A 19,072-nucleotide genomic window follows, 5' to 3' on the forward strand; every position below is an offset into this window, starting at 1 on the left:
CGGGAGCAACGCTCAGGACTCGTGGATCGGCCTCGGGTCGGAGGCGAAGGGCGTACCTTCCCCAGTGATCGACTTCTGGTCATCGAGTAGGCCGACGTTGCTCGGCCGGGACGGCACGCCCGCGCTCAGGGCAGTGAATGCCGACGAGGCGTGAACCGCCGATGCCTGGAGATCGGGGATCAGGGCGGCGGTGCGCTCGAGTTGGTCGTACTGTGAGCGGAGGTCGAGCGCGGCGAGGCGGATGACGAGGTGGCGGGCGCCGGCGGCGACGTACCGGCCGAGGCCGTCGAGAACCTGCTCGGCGGAGCCGGTGACGACTGCCTGGATCTTCTCCAGTTCCTCCAGCGGCATGCCGTACGCGGCCCGTGCGTAGTCGTCGAGCGCCCTGCGGCCGTTCTCGACGCAGTCGTCGACCCGTACGGACACGAACAGGGCCGGGGTGACGTCGTCGGCAGGGCGCCCAGCCTCGGCCGTCGCCTTCCGTACGTCCAGCAGACCGGACTCGTAGTCGGCCGGGTCGGGCGGGTAGGGGAGCCAGCCGTCGTACAGTCGGCCGGTGCGGGCCAGCGCGGCCGGGTATGCCCCGCCGAGCCAGATCGGTGGTCCGCCTGCGCGGAAGGGCAGGGTCGCGGGCGGGATGTCGTCGAACTGGAGGATCTCGCCGTGGAAGGAGGTGGCGCCGGTCCACAGGCCGCGCCAGAGCGCGACGGTCTCATCAAGCCGGGCGAAGCGGCGCTCCCACGGTACCTCGGACAGCGTGTAGAAGGGCCGTCCGAAACGACCGGGGAAACCGGCGCCCACCGCCACCGTGAGTCGGCCGCCGGACAGCAGGTCGATCGACGCCAGCGACTGCGCGACCTGGATCGGACGGCGTAGGAACGCCAGCAGCGCACCGGTTCCCAGCGTCACGCGCTCCGTCGCCGGGGCGAGCGCTGCCAGCATCGTGAGCGCCTCGATACGCGGGCTGATCAGGGAGTCGTTGACGAAGAGCGAAGAGAAGCCCGACCGTTCGGCCCGGATGCCGAAGGCGATCAGATCCCGGGGGTCGTCGCCCGCGCCCCACTGGGCTTTTCCGGTCGGGAGGAGTACGCCGATGTCCATGCCTCAGAGGCTCCCGGTCGGCGATGGTGCCCACAATTCCCTTCAGGGAATAGCCAGACTTCCGCCCCGGCCGTTACCACAGGGCTGTGGACTTCCCGACCGCGCTCCGCGAACGCCGTACCCGCTGCCGTCTCAGCCGGCTCGACCTGGCGCGTCCAGCGTCAGCTCCCGCGTCCCCTGCCCCTCCACGCTCTCGTCCGAAGGAGGTCAGGAAGATCGCGGCCTACGAGACCGCCGATCCGGAAGTGATCATCGCCGAGCACGTCGTGGTGGGGACGCTGCCGACCAGGCGCATTGACTTCACCGTCCCCGGTCTCTTGATACTCCACATCCACAGCGGACTGATCGCGCGGGCCCGCGACTACATGGACAGCTCGGCAGTCGCCGGCGCCAGGGGATGAAAGCCGGATTGACAGGGGCGGTCCGATTCACCTGAGACCCAAGGTGAATCGGACCAGATCCCTTCAAGGGGGATCAGTTCCTTGGTGGTCGGCACCGGAAGTCCTTCGGGGTTGACCTTGGAGCCGGGGTTGGCATGGGGTTGGCCGGATTCCGGGGATGGCGAGTAGAGGCTGCGGGCGCACTCCAATGCTTTCTTCGGGCCACCGGAGAAGCTGCCCGCGGGGGACGGTGTCGTCGTACCTGTAGTTGCTGGCGAGGTAGAGGGTGAAGCCCGGGGGTTGCCGCTTTCGTCGAGGGCTGGGAACCCGCTTGCTCGTGGCGATAGGTGGTCGCAGGCGGAGCGGCATCAGCTTTCAGGTCGTGCCTGCTCTGGTGGGACGGTCGCGCAGAGGGCGTAGAGGTCGTCGAAGGCTTGGAGGAGATGTGTGTCCAAGCTCTGCGAGGGGTCGTCGATCCAGGCTTGGGCGGCGTGGTGGAAGGTGGCCCAGCCGGTTTGTGCGGCCAGGCCGGCCAGCCGGTCAGGGACATGGCGCTGGCGTAGGGCTTCCGCGAGGGCTTCGGTGAGGGCTGCTGCCTTGGCCAGGTCGCGTTCTCGGAGGGTTGGGGTTGCGGCGATGACCGCTAGCCGTGGCTCGGAGAACGGGCGGTTGTCCTCAAGGATGCGTCCGGCCTTCCGGAAGGCGCACAGCAGGATGCCGAGTGGCTGCAGACCGTCGGGGGCGTCGGCGACCTCCTGGATCAGTGCGAGGTGCAGGTCGGCTTCGCCGTCGAAGAGGACCTCGCGCTTGTCCGGGAAGTGCCGGAAGAACGTGCGCTCGTTGACGCCGGCCCGGGCGGCGATCTCAGCCGTGGTGGTCTGATCGAACCCGCGCTCGCGGTACAGCTCCAGAGCCGCCTGCCCAAGGCGGCGGCGCGCTTCTACTCCGCTTCGTGGCACCCCTCGAAGATACCGCATACGCCAGTGACTGACACTCCTTGACGCCAGTGACTGGCGCTACTTAAAGTCAGTGACTGGCACTACGTGGCGCCGGCTGTCGTTGACTGCGACCTTTCGGTCCGACCGCCGTTGAGGCGATCAAGGTCTCCGCCCTCGAAGGCAAGCCATTCCGCCCGGCCCGCATCGGTCCCGGCGCACACACCCACAGAGAGAGCGTTCCATGCATATCTTCGTCACTGGTGGTTCCGGCCAGACCGGCCCTGCCGTGGTCGCCGAGCTAGTCGCGGCCGGCCACGACGTCACTGCTCTGGCGCGCTCGGATGCCGCCGCCGCCCGACTGGAGTCGCTGGGCGCCGCGCCGCACCGCGGCTCCCTGGACGACCACGACAGCCTGCGCCGTGGTGCCGAAGCCGCCGACGGCGTCCTGCACATGGCCTACGGCGGGGACTTCTCCGACCTCGACGACATGATGAGGCGCGACCGGACCGCGATCGAGGCCCTCGGCCAGCCGTTGGAACACTCGGGCAAGCCGCTCGTGGTCACCTCGGGCACACTGGTCATGCCCGCCGGCCGGGAGACCACCGAGCGGGACGAACCCGACGCGGCCGGGATCGCCGCCTTCCGCATCGCGGGCGAGCGAGCATGTCTGGACATCGCCGCCCGGGGGGTACGCGCGAGCGTGATCCGGCTCGCTCCCACCGTCCACGGTCCCGAAGACCACGGCTTCATCCCCATGCTCATTGCCACGGCACGAAAGACCGGCGTCTCGGCCTACGTCGGCGACGGCGGCAACCGGTGGCCCGCCGTGCACCGGCTCGACGCCGCGGTCCTGTTTCGCCTGGCCCTGGAGCAGGCCCCCGCGGGCAGCGTGCTGCACGGAGTCGCCGAAAGCGGCGTCACCATGAGGAGCATCGCGCAGACCATCGCCCGGGGCCTGGGCCTGCCGACCGTCTCGCTGACCCCCGACGAGGCCGCCGGGCACTACGCCAGCCCGTTCATGGCCAGGGTCTACGGCTTCGACGCGCCCGTCTCCAGCGCTCACACACAGGATCTGCTCGGCTGGTCTCCCACCCATCCGACGCTTCTCGATGACCTGGAGCACGGCGACTACCTGGCCACGCCGGCCTCCTGACCCCCTCGCACCCATCCGAACTCCCCTCGTCGGTGTCCTCCGGAGCGTCCGAGTCGTGCAGAGGTCGAAGCAACGAGTACGCCCTGTCCAGCGACGAGAAGACCTCGATCCAGGCCCGCTGCCGATGCCGCCCGACCCTGGCCCCGGGCCCCAGGCCGGACCAGGGCGATGCGCGTCAACCACGAGTACGGCTGCGGCGGTGCCGTGGCCTACTTGGCCGCCTACGACGTCCACCAGGCGAGAGTCTTCGGCCGCTGCGAGGCCACCACCGGCATCGTGCCGTTCATGGCCCTGGTCGAACAGGTCATGACGCAGGAGCCCTACGTCAGCGCGAAACGTGTCTTCTGGATCGTCGACAACGGCTCCTCGCACCACGGCAAGAAGGCCATCGACCGACTGGCTTCCAGGTTCCCCAACCCCGTCCTGGTCCACACCCCGGTCCACGCCTCCTGGGTGAACCAGATCGAGATCTTCTTCTCCATTGTGCAACGCAAAGTCGTGGCACCCAGCGACTTCACCGACCTCGACCAGGTCAGGGACCGGCTCCGAGGATTCGAAGACCGCTATAACGCCACGGCTCAGCCGTTCCAGTGGAAGTCCACCACCTCCGACCTGGACGATCTGCCGGCCCGGCTCGACCGACACACGCTCACCGACCGACAACAAGAGTCCTCCGCTGTCCTGGCCGCCTGATCAACCTCCGAATGACTTCCGGCGCCGACCACCACGAGACGGGACATGCGCCGAGTGGAGGAGGATCTGCATGACCGATGTCCAGCGCTCCTGAACCTTGACCGTTGCCACCGAAGTTGACGGCAGGTAGTTCCTGCTCCGAGGCCTGGCCGGGTGGGACTCGGGGCGGCTTGGCCGGCCTCCGCGGTGGGCCCGGCGCAACTGACGCGGGCTGTTGGGGCGTCCCTGGAGGTGGCGGCTCCATCACTGCTGAGACCGCGCGATGGGTGCCGGACGGCGTGGAGCGAAGGAGGCGTGCCTGACGTGTCGTGGAGATGGATGATCACGGGTGCGGTCGCGGCGGTGGGGGCCGTGCTTGTCGCGGTGCCGGTGAAGAGAGTGCTGGATAACCCCTTCAGGCAGGCGGAGAGGGAACTGGACAAGCGGGACCGGGCGCTGCGCGAAGAACACCCCGATACCGTGGCGCTCCGGCACCGGGCCCACTACCTGAGCGAGACCGGGGACCTGGCGGGCGCGGTAGAGATCTCCGAGCAGCTGCTCGCCGAGCGGGTGCGGGCGCTGGGTGAGGACCACCCCCAGGTCCTCACCACTCGGCACAACCTGGCCAACCTGCGCGGCAGGGCGGGGGACGCGGCCGGTGCCGCCGAGGCTTTGGAACGGCTGGCGTTGGACATGGAGCGGGTGCACGGAGCCGACTTCATCTACACCGTCGTGTCCCGGCGCGCCGCCGTCCGCTGGTGGGAGGAAGCGGAAGGCGGCAGCCAGGGCGCCGAGTGACGTCGGCGGCGACCCACGTGGCCGGGGAGCCCCCGACCGCTCACCTCGGGCGGGGGAGTCACCGCGCCACACCCCCCGGCCTTGTCGGCCTTTTTCCTGCTGCTCCAGCGGCACTTCATCGCGGGGCTCACGCTGGGGTCGAGCGAGGGACAGGGGGCGACCTCCTCTTCCCTCATGCGGGCGGGAAGAGCGGGAAGCGGGTTGGCTGCCCGGGCGTGTGCGTGTGTCAGGAGACGTCGCCGCGGACGCTGTCGCCGATCAGGCCCTCGGTGTAGGTCACGTACTTGGCGTCGAACTTGCCCTTCCCCGTGATGGTCCCGGTCACGTTCTCTCCGGGCGCGAGCTTCACCGTGCCCATCTGGTCCTCGTCGACGCCGAGTTCCGAGGTGTGCTTGCTGCCGGCCGTGTCGGTGATCGTGAAGTACAGTGGATTGACGTCGATGTCCTCGTCCCCGTTGTTCTTGATGGTCACCTGGACACTCGTGTAGTTGTCGGTGTCTGCGAGGACGCTCTTCTTGAAGGTGGCCTTCTCGGCAGTGACGACCACGGGACCGGAATCGGCGGGCTCCTTCGCTTTCCCCGTCTTGGCGGAACTCTCGGTGACGGTGGGCGTCCCAGAGGGTGACGAGGTCTCATCGTCCCCGCCTGAAGAAGCGATCGCGGCGATGATGCCGATGATGACGAGGAGCACGATGATGCCGAGGCATCCGAGCCCGATCATCTTGCCGGTCTTCTTCTTCGGGGCGGGCGGCTGCTGGCCCCACCCCGGCTGTTGCGGTTGCTGACCCCAGCCGGGCTGTTGCGGTTGCTGATTCGACATATGTCCCCCTAGGTGTCGTTCGTGGAGGCCCGACCGTAGCGGCGCGAACAGGGCAGGAGGAGCGATACGTTCCGCTGGTGACGGAGTTGTGACCAAATCATGGAGATGATGTGGGTCCGTCTCCGGCCTCACGGCGTGGCGGTCCGGATCCGGGTTACCGCTTCTGCCGGCGACCGGAGGGGTCTGTGCCGGTGACCACGTCGTGGCTCTCGGTGACGGCCCAGCTGGCGAGGAGGCGCAGGGCATCGTGGTCGCGGGTGCCGGGGGCGGCCGTGTAGGCCGTGAGGGTGAGGCCGGGCCGGGCGGGCAGGTCCATGGCGTCGAAGTCGAGGGTGATCCTGCCGACGTGGGGGTGGTGGAAGGACTTGCGGCCGCTGTGGTGCAGGCGCACGTTGTGCTTGGCCCAGGCGGTGCGGAACTCGTCGCTGCGGGTGACGAGTTCGCCGATCAGTCCGGTGAGGTCGCTGTCGTGAGGGGCGCGTCCGGCCTCGGTGCGCAGCAGGGAGACGGTGGTGTTCAGGGACTCGTCCCAGTCGGGGAAGAAGTCGCGGCCCCGGGGGTGCAGAAACTGGTAGCGGGCGATGTTGACGGGCTCCGGGGCGTCGTCGGCGTACAGGGGTGCGTACAGGGCCCGGCCCAACGGGTTGGTGGCGAGGATGTCCAGGCGGCCGTTGCGAATGAAGGCCGGTGAGTCGGTCATGGATTCCAGCACGCGCAGAACGCTGTCCGGGAGGGGTCCGCGGGCGCGCTTGGTGCGGCGGGCCGGGCGTTTGGCGGCGGCGCGGGCCAGGTCGTAGAGATGGGCGCGTTCGGCGTCGTCCAGTTGCAGGGCGTTCGCGAGGGCGTCGAGGACTTCTTCGGAGGCGCCGGCGATGTGGCCGCGTTCCAGGCGGACGTAGTAGTCGATGCTGACGCCGGCGAGCAGGGCGACTTCTTCGCGGCGCAGACCCGGCACCCGGCGGTTGCCGCCGTAGGCGGGCAGTCCGGCCTGCTGGGGCGTGATCTTGGCGCGGCGGGAGGCCAGGAATGCGCGGATGTCGCTCTCGGTACTCACGCATTCCAGGCTAAGCCGGACGGCGCACACGTGGGGGGTCCTGTCAGTACCTGTGACGCCAGGCCCTCCCCAACCCCTGTGATCTGCGGTTTCCTCGATATCGGCAGCGACTGCGGACTGCGGCACCCGAAGGGGTGCCCACGCGGAGCCGTCCAGCAGGACCGTCTCCCTCGGAGACTGGTTCATGCGTATTCATCCCGTTCAGATCGAGGAGTCGTTCCCCATGCCGAAGCAGTCCGCGCCCCAGGAGCTGGCCGCCATCGCGCCGAAGCTCGTCGAGGTCACCGACGAGGTCCTCTTCGCGGACGTGTGGGAGCGGCCGGGCCTGTCTCCGCGCGACCGCAGCCTGGTCACCGTGAGCGTGCTCGCCGCGCTCTACCGGAGCGAGCAGCTCGGCTACCACCTCGAAGTCGCCCTGGACAACGGCCTGAGCGTGGAGGAGCTGTCCGAGGCGATCACCCACCTCGCCTTCTACGCGGGCTGGCCCAACGCCATGACCGCGGTCAACCAGCTCAAGAAGATCGCCGACGCACGCAACGCCGGCTGACCCCCGTATCTCCGAAACCCCTCATTTTCCGAACGGAGCATCCCCTCGTGAGCAAGGTATTCCTGATCACCGGTGCCGGGCGCGGTCTCGGCGCGGACATCGCCCGGCGCGCCCTCGCCGCCGGCCACCGGGTCGTGGCCACCGGCCGCGACCCCGAGGGCGTCCTGGACGCCCTCGGTGGCGAGCGGGACAGCCTGCTCGCCGCCCCGCTGGACATCACCGACCCGGCTGCCGCCCGGCGTGCCGCGGAGGCCGCCGTCGAGCGCTTCGGCCGCATCGACGTCCTGATCAACAACGCCGCCAACTTCTACGCCGGATACTTCGAGGAGATCTCGCCCGCGCAGATGCGCGCCCAGATCGAGACGAACCTGTTCGGCCCGATGAACGTCACCCGTGCCGTGCTGCCCGTCATGAGGGCCCGGCGCGACGGCCACATCATCACGATCTCCTCCCTGGCCGGCGTGGTCGGCCTGGAGTTCTGCGTCGCCTACGCGGCCGCGAAGTTCGGCGTCGAGGGCTTCATGGAGTCGCTGCGCCATGATGTGGAGCCGTTCGGCATCCGTACGACGATCGTCGAGCCGGGCTTCTTCCGCACCGAACTGCTGGTGGACACCTCCACCACCTGGGCGGAGCTGTCGGTCGACGACTACGCCGAGCGCACGGCGGCCACCAGGAAGGTCTGGGAGTCCATGAACGGACAGCAGGCCGGCGACCCCGCGAAGCTCGCCGACGCCCTGCTGACGCTCGCCGGCCAGGCACAGCCCCCGGCCCGCTTCGTCGCCGGCGCAGACGCCATCGAAACGGTCGCCGCCAAGGCGAAGGACCTCCTCGCGGAGGCCGAGGCCTCGCGCGAACTGGGTGGCGACCTGGCCCACGACACCGCCGCCTGAGCAGCGGCCCTGACGGGCCAGGGGTTACCCCCACCGGAGACGATCAGAGACGATCAAGGAAAAGAGCCATGGAACACATCACGTCCACCCCCACCATGAAGGGCCCCGCCGCGCGGTTCACCGGCGACGTCTACCTCAACATGATCGAGGGCCCGGCCGAGCCCGCCCGCCTGGCGGCGGGCCTGGTGCGCTTCACCCCCGGCGCACGCACCAACTGGCACTCCCACGCCAACGGCCAAGTCCTGTACATCACCGACGGAGTCGGCCTGGTCGGCACCCGTGACGGCAGCGTCGCGCGCGTCAGCGCCGGCGAGATCCTCAAGTGCCCGGCCGGCGAGGAGCACTGGCACGGTGCGACCGACACCCACCTCATGGCCCACATCGCCCTGGTGGTCGGGGACGGCAACGGCGACGGCACCACCTGGCTGGAGCCCGTCACGGACGAGCAGTACGAAACCGCCCTCGCCGACAACTGACCGACCCGGCCCGCCCCTCTCGCACGCCACGTGCACCTGGGAAGGGCGTGCCGCCTCGTATCCGGAGGACGAGACATGTCTGCGATGATGACCGCGCTCTTCGGCGGTACCGCACCCCAGTGGCAGTCCCGTGAGGTCCCCGTGCCGGAGCCCGGCCCCGGCCAGGTCCTGGTACGCGCCCGCGCCGTGGCCCTCAACAACGCCGACGTGCAGCAGCTGGACGGTTCCCCGGCCCCGGGCACCGTCCGTCGGCAGGAGTACCTGGCCGGCTACGAGTTCGCCGGTGACATCGCCGCCACCGGCCCCGGCGCCGACGGCGTCCACATCGGGGACCGCGTCATGGGCACCACCCAGGGCGCCTTCGCCCAGTACGTCCTGGCCGACCACCGGCACATCATGCCGATCCCCGAAAGCCTCGGCTACGACGAGGCGAGCGCCCTGCCCACCGGCCTGCTCACCGAACACGGCGCGCTCACCCGCGCCCGCTTCCGCAGCGGTCGGAGCGTCCTGATCACGGGTGCCACGTCCGGCATCGGGCTGATCGGCGTCCAGATGGCGAAGGCGACGGGAGCCGCACACGTCATCGCCACCACCCGGTCACCGGCCAAGGAAGCCCTTCTGAGGCAGTCAGGAGCCGACTCGGTCGTCGTCACGGACGGCCATGACCTGACGCAGGCAGTCCTGGATGCCACCGGTGGCGAAGGCGCCGACGTGGTCCTGGACCACGTCGGCGGGCAGATCTTCGCCGGTTGCCTGCCCGCCACGCGCGTGGACGGCCACGTCGTGAACATCGGCCGCTTGGACGGGCCGCAGGCCACCATCGACCTCGACGCCCTGTCCTACCGGCACCTCCATGTACGGGGTGTCTCCTTCGGTTTCAGCCGGCCCGAAGCTCTCGGACGCGTCGTCGCCGCCGCGGTCGAAGCGGTGATGCCCGCCGTCGCGGACCACCGCATCCGACCGGTCGTCGACAGTGTCCACGCGTTCGACCGGGCCCACGAGGCCGCGAACCGGATGCGCAGTCACCAGGCTTTCGGAAAGATCGTTCTGACCGTGCCGTGAGCCCCGACGGCACCTGGCCCTGCCCTATTCGCAGGCGACGCCGTCACCGTCGCGGTCGAGATGCGACCCGTAGCCGGGGTCTCCCGTGCGAATGGGCGCGGCACCGGCGGCCCGGACGGCCGAACAGTTGGCGTAGTACGTCGCCCCGCCGCTGTCGTCGTCCGACCCGGAGCCGCCGGAGGTGCCGGAACCGGCTGCGGCGGTTACCTCGACCGTCACAGTTTTCGTGACGGTGGGTACCGGCTTGGGCTTGGCCGTGACGGTCTCCGTGACCGCGGGCCCGGGTTCGGCCGGTGCGGTCGCAGTCGCTGTGACGGTCACCGTGGGGGCCGCGGTGGCCGTGGCCGTGACGGCCTTCTCGGTCTCGGCGCCGTCGTCCGCCGCGCCGATCCCGACGCCTATGAAGAGCAGGACGATCGCCGCGGGGATGATGATCCGCTTCCTGGTCCAGCCAGGTCGGCGCGCGGGTGGCGTCGGACCCGTGAACGGGTCGGGGCCGGTGGGCCGTGGTGGCTGACCCCATGGCGGCTGACTGGGTGGCGGGTTGTGCGACATACGTCCCCCTGAGAGTGCGTGGAGAGGCGACGCTAGCCGTGCCGTGTGCGGCGGGGGAGCGTGATGTTCCGGTGGTGATGAAGTTGTGACCAAGATGTGGGGATGGAGTGGAGTCCGTCTTCTGTGTGCCGTTCCTTCCGGGCCGTCACCTCGCGGGGACGTGCGCTCGCTCTTCAGCCTGCTCTTGCTGTCGCCGGCACCGGCCTGCGATTCTGGGCCGGTGCCGGGACAGGGGAAGAGGAGGCGGCGGCAGGAAGCCGAGAGGCAGCGGATCGCCGCTCGCACGGCGCCGGACCTGGGGCAGTGGGAAGTGGTCTTCGAGACCCGGGACCCGGCCGAGCTTCGCGCTCGGTTGCACAGCCTGCGGCAGGCGCGGGTCGACGAGGCGACGATCCGGATCGACACGCTGTGCGGGCGCCTGACGCACCCGACCACGTACCGGTTGAGCCGGTACGTGGCGGACGGCTGAGCCGGACCGCGCGATTCGGGGCGAACGCCCATGCGGCACCGACCGTGCGGCAACAGCCTCCGCTAACAAGGCCTTCGTACGGCGAACTCGTTGCCGTCGGGATCGAGCATCAGCACCCTGCCGCCTTCATCCGCGCCTTCGCCGACGGCGTCGCGCGTCGCGCCGAGCGAGATCAGACGGTCGATCTCCGCATCCCCGTCGGCGTCCGCGGGAAGCGCCAGCTCGAAGTACAGCCTGTTCGTGCCCGCCTTCGGCGCCACCGGCGGGCCACCCCAGGTGAGCTTCGTGCCGCCGTGCGGTGACTGGATCGCGGTCTCCTGGTCCTGGTCCCAGACCAGCGGCCACCGCAGGGCCTTGCTCCAGAAGTAGCCGACCTCCTGCGTTCCGTCACAGGCCAGCGCTCCGATGACACCGGTGCCGGCGAGGAACTTGTTGCCGGCCTCGATCACGCAGAACTCGTTGCCGTCCGGATCGGCGAGCACCACATGTCCGTCCTCCGGGAGCTGCCCCACGTCGATGTGCTCGGCGCCGAGTTCCAGCGCCCGGTCCACCGTCTGCCGTTGATCCTCCGGGGTGGCACTCGTCAGGTCGAAGTGCGCCCGGTTCTGGCCGGTCTTCGGTTCCTGGCCCGGCAGGAAGCGGATGCGGAACCCGGCGGGATCAGGGGGCAGCAGCGCGACCCCGTCATCCGGACCGGCAGCCAACTCCCAGCCCAGAACCCCGGACCAGAACCGCGCCAGGCCGGACGGCCGGGTCGCGTTGAAGCAGAGCGCGAACAACTGGCTGGTCATATCCCGGGTATCTCCGATTCTCTGATGGACGCCATGGCGCCTCGACGTTCTCGCGGCCGCATCCTAGGAGCGACCGTGCGGCTCACGCATCAGAGTTTCCGGCGCCGCGAAGCCCGGTCCCCGCTCCACGCGATGACGGTCGTCGGCGTGGAGGGTCGCGATCCACTCCACCGCGTACGAGCGAGCTCATCGGCGCAGATGCGGGGACATCGGCCGGAAAGTCGCGACGCGCCGAAGCCGGAGTGGCGGCGGGAAGACGACTCCACCGGGCGGATGAGGGGCGCCCCGATGCGGTTGCCGTGGCACGGGTACTCCTCGCAACCAGTCCACGGCCGTAGGCCCGCACGGCCCGGTGCCTGCGGAAAGCGCCGCCCACCGGTTCGGTCGTCATCGGTTTCGGACCTCCGCCGGCCGAACCGGTACGGCGTCGACGGATCAAGGTCCGGACGGGCGCGCGTGCCTCCGATCGAGTCACAGGGGCCCACAGGCCGAGCACGTTGTCAGTGGTCGATGCGATCCTGCGGGTATGGACGAGATCATGCGGCGACGGGTGTACGGCGCCGATCACGACGACCCGGATCCGGGCCCCCGGCCGGGGCGGATCTACCGGGAGCTGGTGGGCGGCCCGCTCGACGGCCTGCTGCTGGACGTGACCGGCTGGACGAAGGTGGCACTGGCGGACGGCTCCGCCCTGATCACCGAGATCGGTGCCTATGGGGCGGGCGGCCGGGCCGAGTACGGGCCGCGGGCGGAGGATCCGGGCAAGTGGGACTGGCGGGGTGACACGCCTTAGCATCCCGCGATGGCTCTGTGGCGAGGAGTGGTCCCGACGGGCCGAGGGCGGTGCGGAACCGGCGCGGAGTGCCACCCGCCGACCGGTCGGACCGGCCTGAGCCGGGCCGCTTCCTCCCGGGGCCGCCGGCGGTCAGCGGCCCCGGTCCGAGGACTGCTGCGGCACGACCACCAGGAACGCGTCCTGTTCCAGATCCATGACGACCTCCGCCGCCACGCCCTCGCCACGACGGGCCGCGGCGAACTCCTCCGCGGGCCAGCTGCCCCGCGGGCCCCCGGCGGGAAACTGCTCAAGTACGGTGCGACGCACGGTCCGCCCCCTGTCGTTCGTTCTGCTGACCGCTCCAACGACGGTCCCGTCATCGCCGTTACGGCCGGACGGCGCCCGGCCGTCACGGCGACGACGGTGGGCCCGCACTGTTGCGTTCGCGCATCGTCATCGCCACAGTCGTGTTTTCACGGCAGGGTGTTGCGGGCAAGCCACTGGGGGCTACGGAAGAGGGGGAACCGTGATCGTCTGGATCAACGGTGCGTTCGGCGCGGGCAAGACCAGCGCCGCGCGTGAACTGATCGATCTGATCCCGAACAGCACCTTCTACGATCCGGAACTGACCGGCACGGGGCTGGGATCCCTGCTGCCGCAGAAGAAGTTCGCCGAAGTGAGCGACTTCCAGGACCTGCCGATCTGGCGGCGTCTGGTGGTGGACACAGCGGCAGCGCTGATCGCCGAGGTCGGTGGGGTCCTGGTGGTGCCGATGACGCTGCTGAGACAGGAGTATCGCGACGAGATATTCGGAGGGCTCGCTTCCAGACGCATCGCCGTGCGTCATGTACTGCTCTCACCTGAGGAAACGATCCTGCGTCAACGGATCGCCCACCGGGCGGAGTTCCCAGAAGATCCGGTGAGGACCGACGGGACCGGACAATGGGCGTACGACCGCATCGAGACCTACCGTTCGGCGCTCGACTGGATCACGCGGGACGCCCACATCATCGACAACAGCGCACTGACACCCCGTGAGACGGCCGAGCACATCGCCGAGGCGGTGCGCACCGGGGCGGCCCCGGCCTGCGAGATCGTCCAGACACCCGACCCCACGGCGGAGACCGTCGCGGCGGGCGTACTGCTCTTCGACGAACACGACCGGGTGCTGCTCGTCGACCCCACGTACAAGCCCGGCTGGGAGTTCCCCGGGGGCGTGGTGGAGGCGGGCGAGGCACCGGCGCAGGCAGGGATCAGAGAGGTGGCCGAGGAGATAGGGATTCACCTCGCACGGACGCCCAAGCTTCTCGTCGTCGACTGGGAGGCGCCCCAGCCGCCCGGCTACGGAGGACTGCGGCTGCTCTTCGACGGGGGAACGCTGCTGGGCGCGGACGCCCAGCGGCTGCTGCTTCCCGGATCCGAACTGCGTGGCTGGCGGTTCGTCACCGAGGAGGAGGCGGCCACCTTGCTGCCCCCCACCCGGTTCGAACGGCTGCGCTGGGCACTGCGCGCCCGCGAGCGCTCAGCCGTGCTCAATCTGGAGGCCGGAGTCCCGGTCGGCTGAGGCACGCATGACCGCGACGGCGTCCTTGGTGAGGGGCCCGCCGTGACCGAAGCAGACCGTGGCCGACTCGAGCGCGGCCAGCCGCCGGAACGAGGCCATGGCCTGCTCGCGGTCGATGTTGAAAACGCCGAGCATCACCCGCTCCACGCCGGCCACGCAGTCGCCCGTGAACAGCACCTCGTGTTCCGGCAGATGGAGGCCGATCGATCCCGGGGTGTGGCCGGGGGAGTGGATTACCCGTGCTCCGCCGCCGAACGGCAGCACCGCGCCGTCGGACACCTCGGTGTCGACCCGGGTCGGCGGAGCGACGGGCACGGTCAGCCCGTGCTCGTACAGCGGGCGTTCCCAGTCGAGCAGCACGGGATCGCCGATCTCCTCCTCGCCCCGGATCACCGGCGCGTCGAGCCGGTGGGCCAGGATCTCGGCGCCGTGGCGGTCGGCGAGCTCCTGGGCCGCGCCGAAGTGGTCGCGATGGCCGTGCGTGATCACGATCCGGGCGATGCGGGCGGGGTCGTGACCGAGCCCACGCACCCCGTCCTCGACGGCGGATGCGGCGTTCACATCACCCGCGTCGATCAGGGTCAGTTCCGTCCCGTCGCGCCAGAGGTACGCCTGGCCGATCGGGAACCGGAACATATGCAACTGGGGAAGCACCTCGACGATGTCCATGCCCCCGAACGTACGCAGGAGCGGGCGCCTGCCGTGCGGATCTACGCTCTGGGCGAGCTTCGCTCAGCGCGTAGCGGCCGAGCGGGCTCCGCCCTGCGCGCGGCGGCCGGCCGGAACGGGGCCCGCCCGCTCCGGCCGGCCGCCACCGGGCGGTTCAGGCCTTCTTGGAGGCGGCGTAGTTCTGCAGGAACAGCGCCTCGGCGACCGAGAGCCGCTCCAGCTCCTCGGGGGACACGCTCTCGTTCACCGCGTGGATCTGTGCCTCGGGCTCGCTCAGCCCGATCAGCAGGATCTCCGCCTCCGGGTACAGCTCCGACAGCGCGTTGCAGAGCGGGATCGAGCCGCCCATGCCCGAGGACTGCATCTCCTGGCCGGGGTACGCGATCCGCATGGCCTCGGCCATCGCGGTGTACGCCGGGCTCGTGATGTCCGCGCGGAACGGCTGTCCCTGGCCGACCTGCTCGACCGACACCCTCGCCCCCCACGGGGCGTGTGCCCGCAGGTGTGCGGTCAGCAGCTTCGTCGCCTCACCGGCGTCCGTGCCCGGCGGAACCCGCAGACTGATCTGCGCACGCGCGCTCGCCTGGACCGAGGGCGTCGCCCCGACCACGGCGGGGCAGTCGATCCCGATGACCGTGACCGCGGGCCGCGCCCAGATCCGGTCGGCGACCGTACCCGTGCTGATCAGTTCGACCCCGTCGAGAACCTTGGCGTCCTGGCGGAACTCCTTCTCCGGGTACTGCAGACCGTCCCACTCCGCGTCCGTCGTGAGTCCGTCGACGGTCGTCGTGCCGTCCTCGGCGCGCAGCGACGCGAGCAGCTGGATCATCGCGGCCAGGGCGTCGGGCGCGGCGCCGCCGAACTGGCCGGAGTGCAGGTTCCCCTCAAGCGTGTCGAGCCGCACCCGCAGCATCGTCATCCCGCGCAGCGTCGAGGTGACGGTCGGCAGCCCGACGCGGAAGTTCCCGGTATCGCCGATCACCACGGTGTCCGCGGCGAGCAACTCCGGGTGCGCCTGCGCGTACTGTTCCAGGCCCCCGGTGCCCTGCTCCTCCGAGCCCTCCGCGATCACCTTGACCGAGACCGGGACTCCGCCGTTCGCCTTCAGGGCGCGCAACGCGAGGAGGTGCATGACGAAGCCGCCCTTGCAGTCGGCCGCGCCCCGGCCGAACCAGCGCCCGTCACGTTCCGTCAGCTCGAAGGGCGGGGAGATCCAGGCGGACTCGTCGAGCGGCGGCTGCACGTCGTAGTGCGCGTAGAGCAGCACGGTCGGTGCTCCGGCCGGGCCGGGCAGGAAGCCGTAGACGGACTGGGTGCCGTCCGGGGTGTCGAGCAGGTCGACGTCCTGGAATCCCTCGGCGTGCAGCGCGTCGGCGACCCAGGCGGCGGCCGCCTCGCACTCGCTCTTCGGGAACACCGCGGGATCCGCCACCGACTGGAAGGCCACCAGCTCGGTCAGCTCCGCCTTGGCACGGGGCATCAGTGAGGCGACGGTCTCGGAAATCGGATGGGCGGTCATGGGCACGCTCCTCGTAGGTGCGACGTTATGTGTACGTATCCGGGTAGCCGCAAGGCCAGGAGTGCGGCATTGCAGCTACGACGGAGGCTCGGCAGATCCTCCCACAGCAGGGTCCGGCCGCAGCGCGCCGTAGGATGCCGGAAGCAGTTGGGGCCACTGGTCGGATCGGGAGCAGAAGCACATCGTGAGCAGCGAGAACGCAGACGCCGGACATGAGCACGAAGAGTCGTCCGTGTGGGACGTCGTCGTAGTCGGCGCCGGACCGGCGGGAGCCTCCGCGGCATACGCGGCGGCGGTCGCCGGCCGTCGGGTACTGCTCCTGGAGAAGGCGGAACTGCCCCGCTACAAGACGTGCGGCGGCGGCATCATCGGGTATTCACGCGATTCGCTGCCGCCCGGTTTCGAACTGCCGCTGCGGGACCGGATCCACGCGGTCACGTTCTCGCTGAACGGCAGGCTGGCACGCACCCGCCGCTCCAGGCGCATGCTCTTCGGCCTCATCAACCGCCCCGAGTTCGACGCGGGACTGGTCGAGGAGGCACAGAAGGCCGGTGCCGAGCTCCGTACCGGGGCAACGGTGTCCCGGGTCGAGCAGCACGGTGCCGCCGTGCCCGACCGGCGTACGGTCGCGGTCGTACTGTCCGGCGGCGAGACCGTCCTGGCCCGTGCGGTCGTGGGCGCGGACGGCAGCGCCGGGCGGATAGGAGCACATGTCGGGGTGAAGCTCGACCAGGTGGACCTCGGACTCGAGGCCGAGATCCCCGTGCCGGAGACGGTCGCGGAGGACTGGGCGGGCCGGGTCCTGATCGACTGGGGCCCCATGCCGGGGAGTTACGGCTGGGTCTTCCCCAAGGGGGACACCCTGACGGTGGGTGTGATCTCGGCGCGCGGTGACGGCGGAGGCACCAAGCGGTACCTGGAGGACTTCATCGCGCGACTCGGCCTGGCCGGGTTCGAGCCGAAGATCTCCTCCGGCCATCTGACGCGCTGCCGCAGCGACGACTCGCCGCTCTCGCGCGGCCGGGTGCTCGTGTGCGGGGACGCAGCAGGCCTGCTGGAGCCGTGGACCCGTGAGGGCATCTCGTTCGCGCTGCGTTCGGGACGCCTGGCCGGTGAATGGGCGGTGCGGGTGGCGGAGTCGCACGACGCGGTGGACGCGCGCCGCCAGGCGCTCAACTACGCGTTCGCCATCAAGGCCGGGCTCGGCGTCGAGATGAGCGTGGGACGTCGCATGCTGAAGCTCTTCGAGCGTCGCCCGGGCCTGCTGCACGCGGTGCTGACGGGCTTCCGCCCGGCGTGGAACGCGTTCGCGGGCATCACCCGCGGGACGACCTCGCTGGCCGAACTGGTCCGTTCGCACCCGCTGGCGCAGCGCGCGCTGTCGGCGATGGACCGTTAGGCACCGCTGCCGCACCGGGGCCCGGCCGGGTCGGTGCTCCGGCCGGATCGGGCGGATACGGCGATCCGGCCGTGGCACGTGCGCGCCAGGGGGCCCGGTGGGCCGCCACGGCCCGTCACCCGTCGCCGCACAGCCCCGGGTCAGTTCTCGACGGTGATCCGGAAGACGGGGTGGTCCGGGCAGGCCGCCAGCAGTTCGCTGTCCGCGGACTTGGCCGTGATGCCCTGGAAGTACTGGTTGACCTCCCAGCCCCAGCGCTCCAGGTAGGCGCGGACGACGGTCATCTTCTGCTCGTCGTCCGCGATCTCCACCGCGGTGAAGGGGCGGGTCCTGCGGCCTACCCGCAGCTCGCCGCCGCCCGCGGCCCGCATGTTGCGCACCCACTGCGAATGCCCCCGCGCGGAGACGAGGTACTGCACGCCCTCGTGGGTGTGCAGGTTCACGGGGATGCGCTGCAACTGCCCGCTCTTGCGCCCCCGCACCGACAGTTCCTGCGAACCGAGCAGGCTCACCCCGTGTCGTGCCAGCCAGCCGATGAGGCCGTTCATCCGGACGGTGAACGGGCTGCCCTGAAGGTAGTACGGCTGCGACATGAGGACCCCCACAGTTTGAGAGAGCGGTGCTCTCGCTTGAGATCAGTGTGCACGGAACTTGCGCCCAAAAGCAAGAGCGGTGCTCTCGTTATTGGGCGATGCTCCGTTTTGTGGCAGACTGGCCGTCATGAGTGCTATTCGGGGAGCCAGGGAACGGGCCCGCATCGAGGTCACCGCCGCCATCAAGGACGAGGCGAGAAAACAGCTCGCGGCCGAGGGGGCGGCGAAACTCTCCCTGCGTGCCGTGGCACGTGAACTCGGCATGGTGTCCTCGGCGCTCTACCGCTACTTCCCCAGCCGTGACGAACTGCTCACCGCCTTGATCGTCGATGCGTACGACTCCGTGGGCCAGGCCGCCGAGCGTGCCCACCGGACCGCCGTCGCGGAGACTCCGGCGCCCGCCCGGGCCGGCGTCCACCTCGCCCGCTGGGTCGCCGTCGCGTGCGCCGTACGGGACTGGGCTATCGCCCACCCTCACGAGTACGCGCTGATCTACGGCTCGCCCGTGCCCGGCTACACCGCGCCGCAGGCCACCATCGGTCCCGCGTCCAGGGTCGGCCTCGTCCTCATCGCCATCGTCGAGGACGCGCACCGCGAGGCGGGGGTCGGGCTGCCGCCGCTCGCCGAGGAGCTGCGTCCCGAGGCCGAGCGGATCGCCGCCGACCTCGCCCCCGGGCTTCCCCCGGCGGTCGCCGCGCCGCTCGTCGCCGCCTGGTCACAGCTCTTCGGGCTGCTGTCCTTCGAGATCTTCGGCCAGTTCGATCGCGTGGTGGAAGCCCGCGAGGCCTTCTTCCGGCAGGCCGTGACGGAGCTGGCCCGCACTGTCGGGCTCCTCGGCCGGCCCTAG

The 19,072-nt window shown here is 70.2% G+C and carries 23 protein-coding genes; 13 read left to right on the forward strand and 10 right to left on the reverse strand.

Going from position 1 to position 19,072, the window contains the following annotated elements; genetic code table 11:
- Positions 1–12: 12 nt before the first annotated feature.
- Entirely contained in the window at positions 13–1,101 is a 1,089-nt protein-coding gene (locus tag OG959_RS36055; protein WP_326665325.1) for an LLM class flavin-dependent oxidoreductase, read from the reverse strand.
- A gap of 86 nt (positions 1,102–1,187) precedes the next feature.
- Between OG959_RS36055 and OG959_RS36060 the strand changes: the two genes are divergently transcribed.
- The gene (locus tag OG959_RS36060; protein WP_326665327.1) at positions 1,188–1,502 is read left to right on the forward strand and encodes a hypothetical protein; all 315 of its coding nucleotides are present in this window, start codon (positions 1,188–1,190) and stop codon (positions 1,500–1,502) included.
- Between the two features lie 347 nt (positions 1,503–1,849).
- On the opposite strand, the gene OG959_RS36065 is transcribed toward OG959_RS36060, so the two are convergent.
- On the reverse strand, positions 1,850–2,440 hold the full coding sequence (locus OG959_RS36065) for a TetR family transcriptional regulator (protein ID WP_326665330.1): 591 nt from the start codon (positions 2,438–2,440) through the stop codon (positions 1,850–1,852).
- A gap of 220 nt (positions 2,441–2,660) precedes the next feature.
- On the opposite strand from OG959_RS36065, the gene OG959_RS36070 reads away from it, so the two are divergent.
- The 3 genes from OG959_RS36070 to OG959_RS36080 all read left to right on the forward strand — a co-directional run bounded on the left by OG959_RS36070 (position 2,661) and on the right by OG959_RS36080 (position 5,042).
- Positions 2,661–3,572 carry an SDR family oxidoreductase gene (locus tag OG959_RS36070; protein WP_326665332.1) on the forward strand — a complete coding sequence of 304 codons (912 nt, stop codon included), beginning with the start codon at positions 2,661–2,663 and terminating at the stop codon, positions 3,570–3,572.
- A 168-nt stretch (positions 3,573–3,740) separates the two neighbouring features.
- On the forward strand, positions 3,741–4,265 hold the full coding sequence (locus tag OG959_RS36075) for a transposase (protein ID WP_326665333.1): 525 nt from the start codon (positions 3,741–3,743) through the stop codon (positions 4,263–4,265).
- A gap of 303 nt (positions 4,266–4,568) precedes the next feature.
- Positions 4,569–5,042, forward strand: coding sequence for a tetratricopeptide repeat protein (locus OG959_RS36080; protein WP_326665334.1), 474 nt, complete (start codon positions 4,569–4,571; stop codon positions 5,040–5,042).
- 226 nt (positions 5,043–5,268) lie between these two features.
- On the opposite strand, the gene OG959_RS36085 is transcribed toward OG959_RS36080, so the two are convergent.
- Both OG959_RS36085 and OG959_RS36090 read right to left on the reverse strand, forming a co-directional pair.
- Positions 5,269–5,862: a DUF4352 domain-containing protein gene (locus OG959_RS36085; protein ID WP_326665335.1), complete on the reverse strand. Its 594-nt coding sequence runs from the start codon at positions 5,860–5,862 to the stop codon at positions 5,269–5,271.
- Positions 5,863–6,016: 154 nt separating this feature from the next.
- Entirely contained in the window at positions 6,017–6,916 is a 900-nt protein-coding gene (locus OG959_RS36090) for a helix-turn-helix transcriptional regulator (RefSeq protein ID WP_326665336.1), read from the reverse strand.
- A gap of 223 nt (positions 6,917–7,139) precedes the next feature.
- Between OG959_RS36090 and OG959_RS36095 the strand changes: the two genes are divergently transcribed.
- From OG959_RS36095 to OG959_RS36110, 4 genes are all read left to right on the forward strand, one after another.
- Positions 7,140–7,463 carry a carboxymuconolactone decarboxylase family protein gene (locus tag OG959_RS36095; protein WP_326666814.1) on the forward strand — a complete coding sequence of 108 codons (324 nt, stop codon included), beginning with the start codon at positions 7,140–7,142 and terminating at the stop codon, positions 7,461–7,463.
- A gap of 47 nt (positions 7,464–7,510) precedes the next feature.
- Positions 7,511–8,353 carry an SDR family NAD(P)-dependent oxidoreductase gene (locus tag OG959_RS36100; RefSeq protein ID WP_326665338.1) on the forward strand — a complete coding sequence of 281 codons (843 nt, stop codon included), beginning with the start codon at positions 7,511–7,513 and terminating at the stop codon, positions 8,351–8,353.
- Between the two features lie 68 nt (positions 8,354–8,421).
- Positions 8,422–8,829, forward strand: a complete 408-nt coding sequence (locus tag OG959_RS36105) for a (R)-mandelonitrile lyase (protein ID WP_326665340.1) — start codon at positions 8,422–8,424, stop codon at positions 8,827–8,829.
- 75 nt (positions 8,830–8,904) lie between these two features.
- Entirely contained in the window at positions 8,905–9,891 is a 987-nt protein-coding gene (locus OG959_RS36110) for a quinone oxidoreductase family protein (protein WP_326665342.1), read from the forward strand.
- Between the two features lie 24 nt (positions 9,892–9,915).
- On the opposite strand, the gene OG959_RS36115 is transcribed toward OG959_RS36110, so the two are convergent.
- Complete coding sequence (locus OG959_RS36115; RefSeq protein ID WP_326665343.1) at positions 9,916–10,446, reverse strand: excalibur calcium-binding domain-containing protein; 531 nt, start codon at positions 10,444–10,446, stop codon at positions 9,916–9,918.
- A 220-nt stretch (positions 10,447–10,666) separates the two neighbouring features.
- On the opposite strand from OG959_RS36115, the gene OG959_RS36120 reads away from it, so the two are divergent.
- Positions 10,667–10,915: a hypothetical protein gene (locus OG959_RS36120; protein ID WP_326665345.1), complete on the forward strand. Its 249-nt coding sequence runs from the start codon at positions 10,667–10,669 to the stop codon at positions 10,913–10,915.
- A 62-nt stretch (positions 10,916–10,977) separates the two neighbouring features.
- On the opposite strand, the gene OG959_RS36125 is transcribed toward OG959_RS36120, so the two are convergent.
- Positions 10,978–11,706 carry a VOC family protein gene (locus OG959_RS36125; protein ID WP_326665347.1) on the reverse strand — a complete coding sequence of 243 codons (729 nt, stop codon included), beginning with the start codon at positions 11,704–11,706 and terminating at the stop codon, positions 10,978–10,980.
- Between the two features lie 526 nt (positions 11,707–12,232).
- Here OG959_RS36125 and OG959_RS36130 point away from each other — a divergent pair.
- Positions 12,233–12,499: a hypothetical protein gene (locus OG959_RS36130; protein WP_326665349.1), complete on the forward strand. Its 267-nt coding sequence runs from the start codon at positions 12,233–12,235 to the stop codon at positions 12,497–12,499.
- 132 nt (positions 12,500–12,631) lie between these two features.
- Here OG959_RS36130 and OG959_RS36135 read toward each other — a convergent pair whose 3' ends face one another.
- Positions 12,632–12,808 carry a hypothetical protein gene (locus OG959_RS36135; protein WP_187284892.1) on the reverse strand — a complete coding sequence of 59 codons (177 nt, stop codon included), beginning with the start codon at positions 12,806–12,808 and terminating at the stop codon, positions 12,632–12,634.
- Positions 12,809–13,007: 199 nt separating this feature from the next.
- Between OG959_RS36135 and OG959_RS36140 the strand changes: the two genes are divergently transcribed.
- The gene (locus tag OG959_RS36140; protein WP_326665351.1) at positions 13,008–14,045 is read left to right on the forward strand and encodes an NUDIX hydrolase; all 1,038 of its coding nucleotides are present in this window, start codon (positions 13,008–13,010) and stop codon (positions 14,043–14,045) included.
- Here the strand turns inward: OG959_RS36140 and OG959_RS36145 are convergent.
- A complete protein-coding gene (locus OG959_RS36145) occupies positions 14,004–14,714 on the reverse strand; it encodes an MBL fold metallo-hydrolase (RefSeq protein ID WP_326665352.1) in 711 nt (236 codons plus the stop codon). The genes OG959_RS36140 and OG959_RS36145 overlap by 42 nt on opposite strands.
- Before the next feature lie 154 nt (positions 14,715–14,868).
- Positions 14,869–16,233, reverse strand: a complete 1,365-nt coding sequence (locus OG959_RS36150; RefSeq protein WP_326665353.1) for a dipeptidase — start codon at positions 16,231–16,233, stop codon at positions 14,869–14,871.
- Positions 16,234–16,417: 184 nt separating this feature from the next.
- Here OG959_RS36150 and OG959_RS36155 point away from each other — a divergent pair, with 184 nt between their 5' ends.
- The gene (locus OG959_RS36155) at positions 16,418–17,632 is read left to right on the forward strand and encodes a geranylgeranyl reductase family protein (protein WP_148015434.1); all 1,215 of its coding nucleotides are present in this window, start codon (positions 16,418–16,420) and stop codon (positions 17,630–17,632) included.
- Positions 17,633–17,772: 140 nt separating this feature from the next.
- On the opposite strand, the gene OG959_RS36160 is transcribed toward OG959_RS36155, so the two are convergent.
- On the reverse strand, positions 17,773–18,225 hold the full coding sequence (locus tag OG959_RS36160) for a nitroreductase family deazaflavin-dependent oxidoreductase (RefSeq protein ID WP_326665356.1): 453 nt from the start codon (positions 18,223–18,225) through the stop codon (positions 17,773–17,775).
- 127 nt (positions 18,226–18,352) lie between these two features.
- On the opposite strand from OG959_RS36160, the gene OG959_RS36165 reads away from it, so the two are divergent.
- Positions 18,353–19,072 (forward strand): TetR/AcrR family transcriptional regulator, encoded by a 720-nt coding sequence (locus OG959_RS36165; RefSeq protein WP_326665358.1) that lies wholly within the window; start codon positions 18,353–18,355, stop codon positions 19,070–19,072.

Source organism: Streptomyces sp. NBC_00385 (genome assembly GCF_035917155.1).
GTDB classification, from domain to species: Bacteria; Actinomycetota; Actinomycetes; order Streptomycetales; family Streptomycetaceae; genus Streptomyces; species Streptomyces poriferorum.

Excerpts from the sequence above, each read along its gene's own strand:
- OG959_RS36145 (WP_326665352.1), bottom strand. The coding sequence starts at position 14,714 with ATGGACATCGTCGAGGTGCTTCCCCAGTTGCATATGTTCCGGTTCCCG.
- OG959_RS36110 (WP_326665342.1), top strand. The coding sequence starts at position 8,905 with ATGTCTGCGATGATGACCGCGCTCTTCGGCGGTACCGCACCCCAGTGG.
- OG959_RS36115 (WP_326665343.1), bottom strand. The coding sequence starts at position 10,446 with ATGTCGCACAACCCGCCACCCAGTCAGCCGCCATGGGGTCAGCCACCA.
- OG959_RS36130 (WP_326665349.1), top strand. The coding sequence starts at position 12,233 with ATGGACGAGATCATGCGGCGACGGGTGTACGGCGCCGATCACGACGAC.
- OG959_RS36095 (WP_326666814.1), top strand. The coding sequence starts at position 7,140 with ATGCCGAAGCAGTCCGCGCCCCAGGAGCTGGCCGCCATCGCGCCGAAG.
- OG959_RS36160 (WP_326665356.1), bottom strand. The coding sequence starts at position 18,225 with ATGTCGCAGCCGTACTACCTTCAGGGCAGCCCGTTCACCGTCCGGATG.
- OG959_RS36105 (WP_326665340.1), top strand. The coding sequence starts at position 8,422 with ATGGAACACATCACGTCCACCCCCACCATGAAGGGCCCCGCCGCGCGG.
- OG959_RS36165 (WP_326665358.1), top strand. The coding sequence starts at position 18,353 with ATGAGTGCTATTCGGGGAGCCAGGGAACGGGCCCGCATCGAGGTCACC.
- OG959_RS36055 (WP_326665325.1), bottom strand. The coding sequence starts at position 1,101 with ATGGACATCGGCGTACTCCTCCCGACCGGAAAAGCCCAGTGGGGCGCG.
- OG959_RS36150 (WP_326665353.1), bottom strand. The coding sequence starts at position 16,233 with ATGACCGCCCATCCGATTTCCGAGACCGTCGCCTCACTGATGCCCCGT.
- OG959_RS36075 (WP_326665333.1), top strand. The coding sequence starts at position 3,741 with ATGCGCGTCAACCACGAGTACGGCTGCGGCGGTGCCGTGGCCTACTTG.
- OG959_RS36070 (WP_326665332.1), top strand. The coding sequence starts at position 2,661 with ATGCATATCTTCGTCACTGGTGGTTCCGGCCAGACCGGCCCTGCCGTG.
- OG959_RS36085 (WP_326665335.1), bottom strand. The coding sequence starts at position 5,862 with ATGTCGAATCAGCAACCGCAACAGCCCGGCTGGGGTCAGCAACCGCAA.
- OG959_RS36125 (WP_326665347.1), bottom strand. The coding sequence starts at position 11,706 with ATGACCAGCCAGTTGTTCGCGCTCTGCTTCAACGCGACCCGGCCGTCC.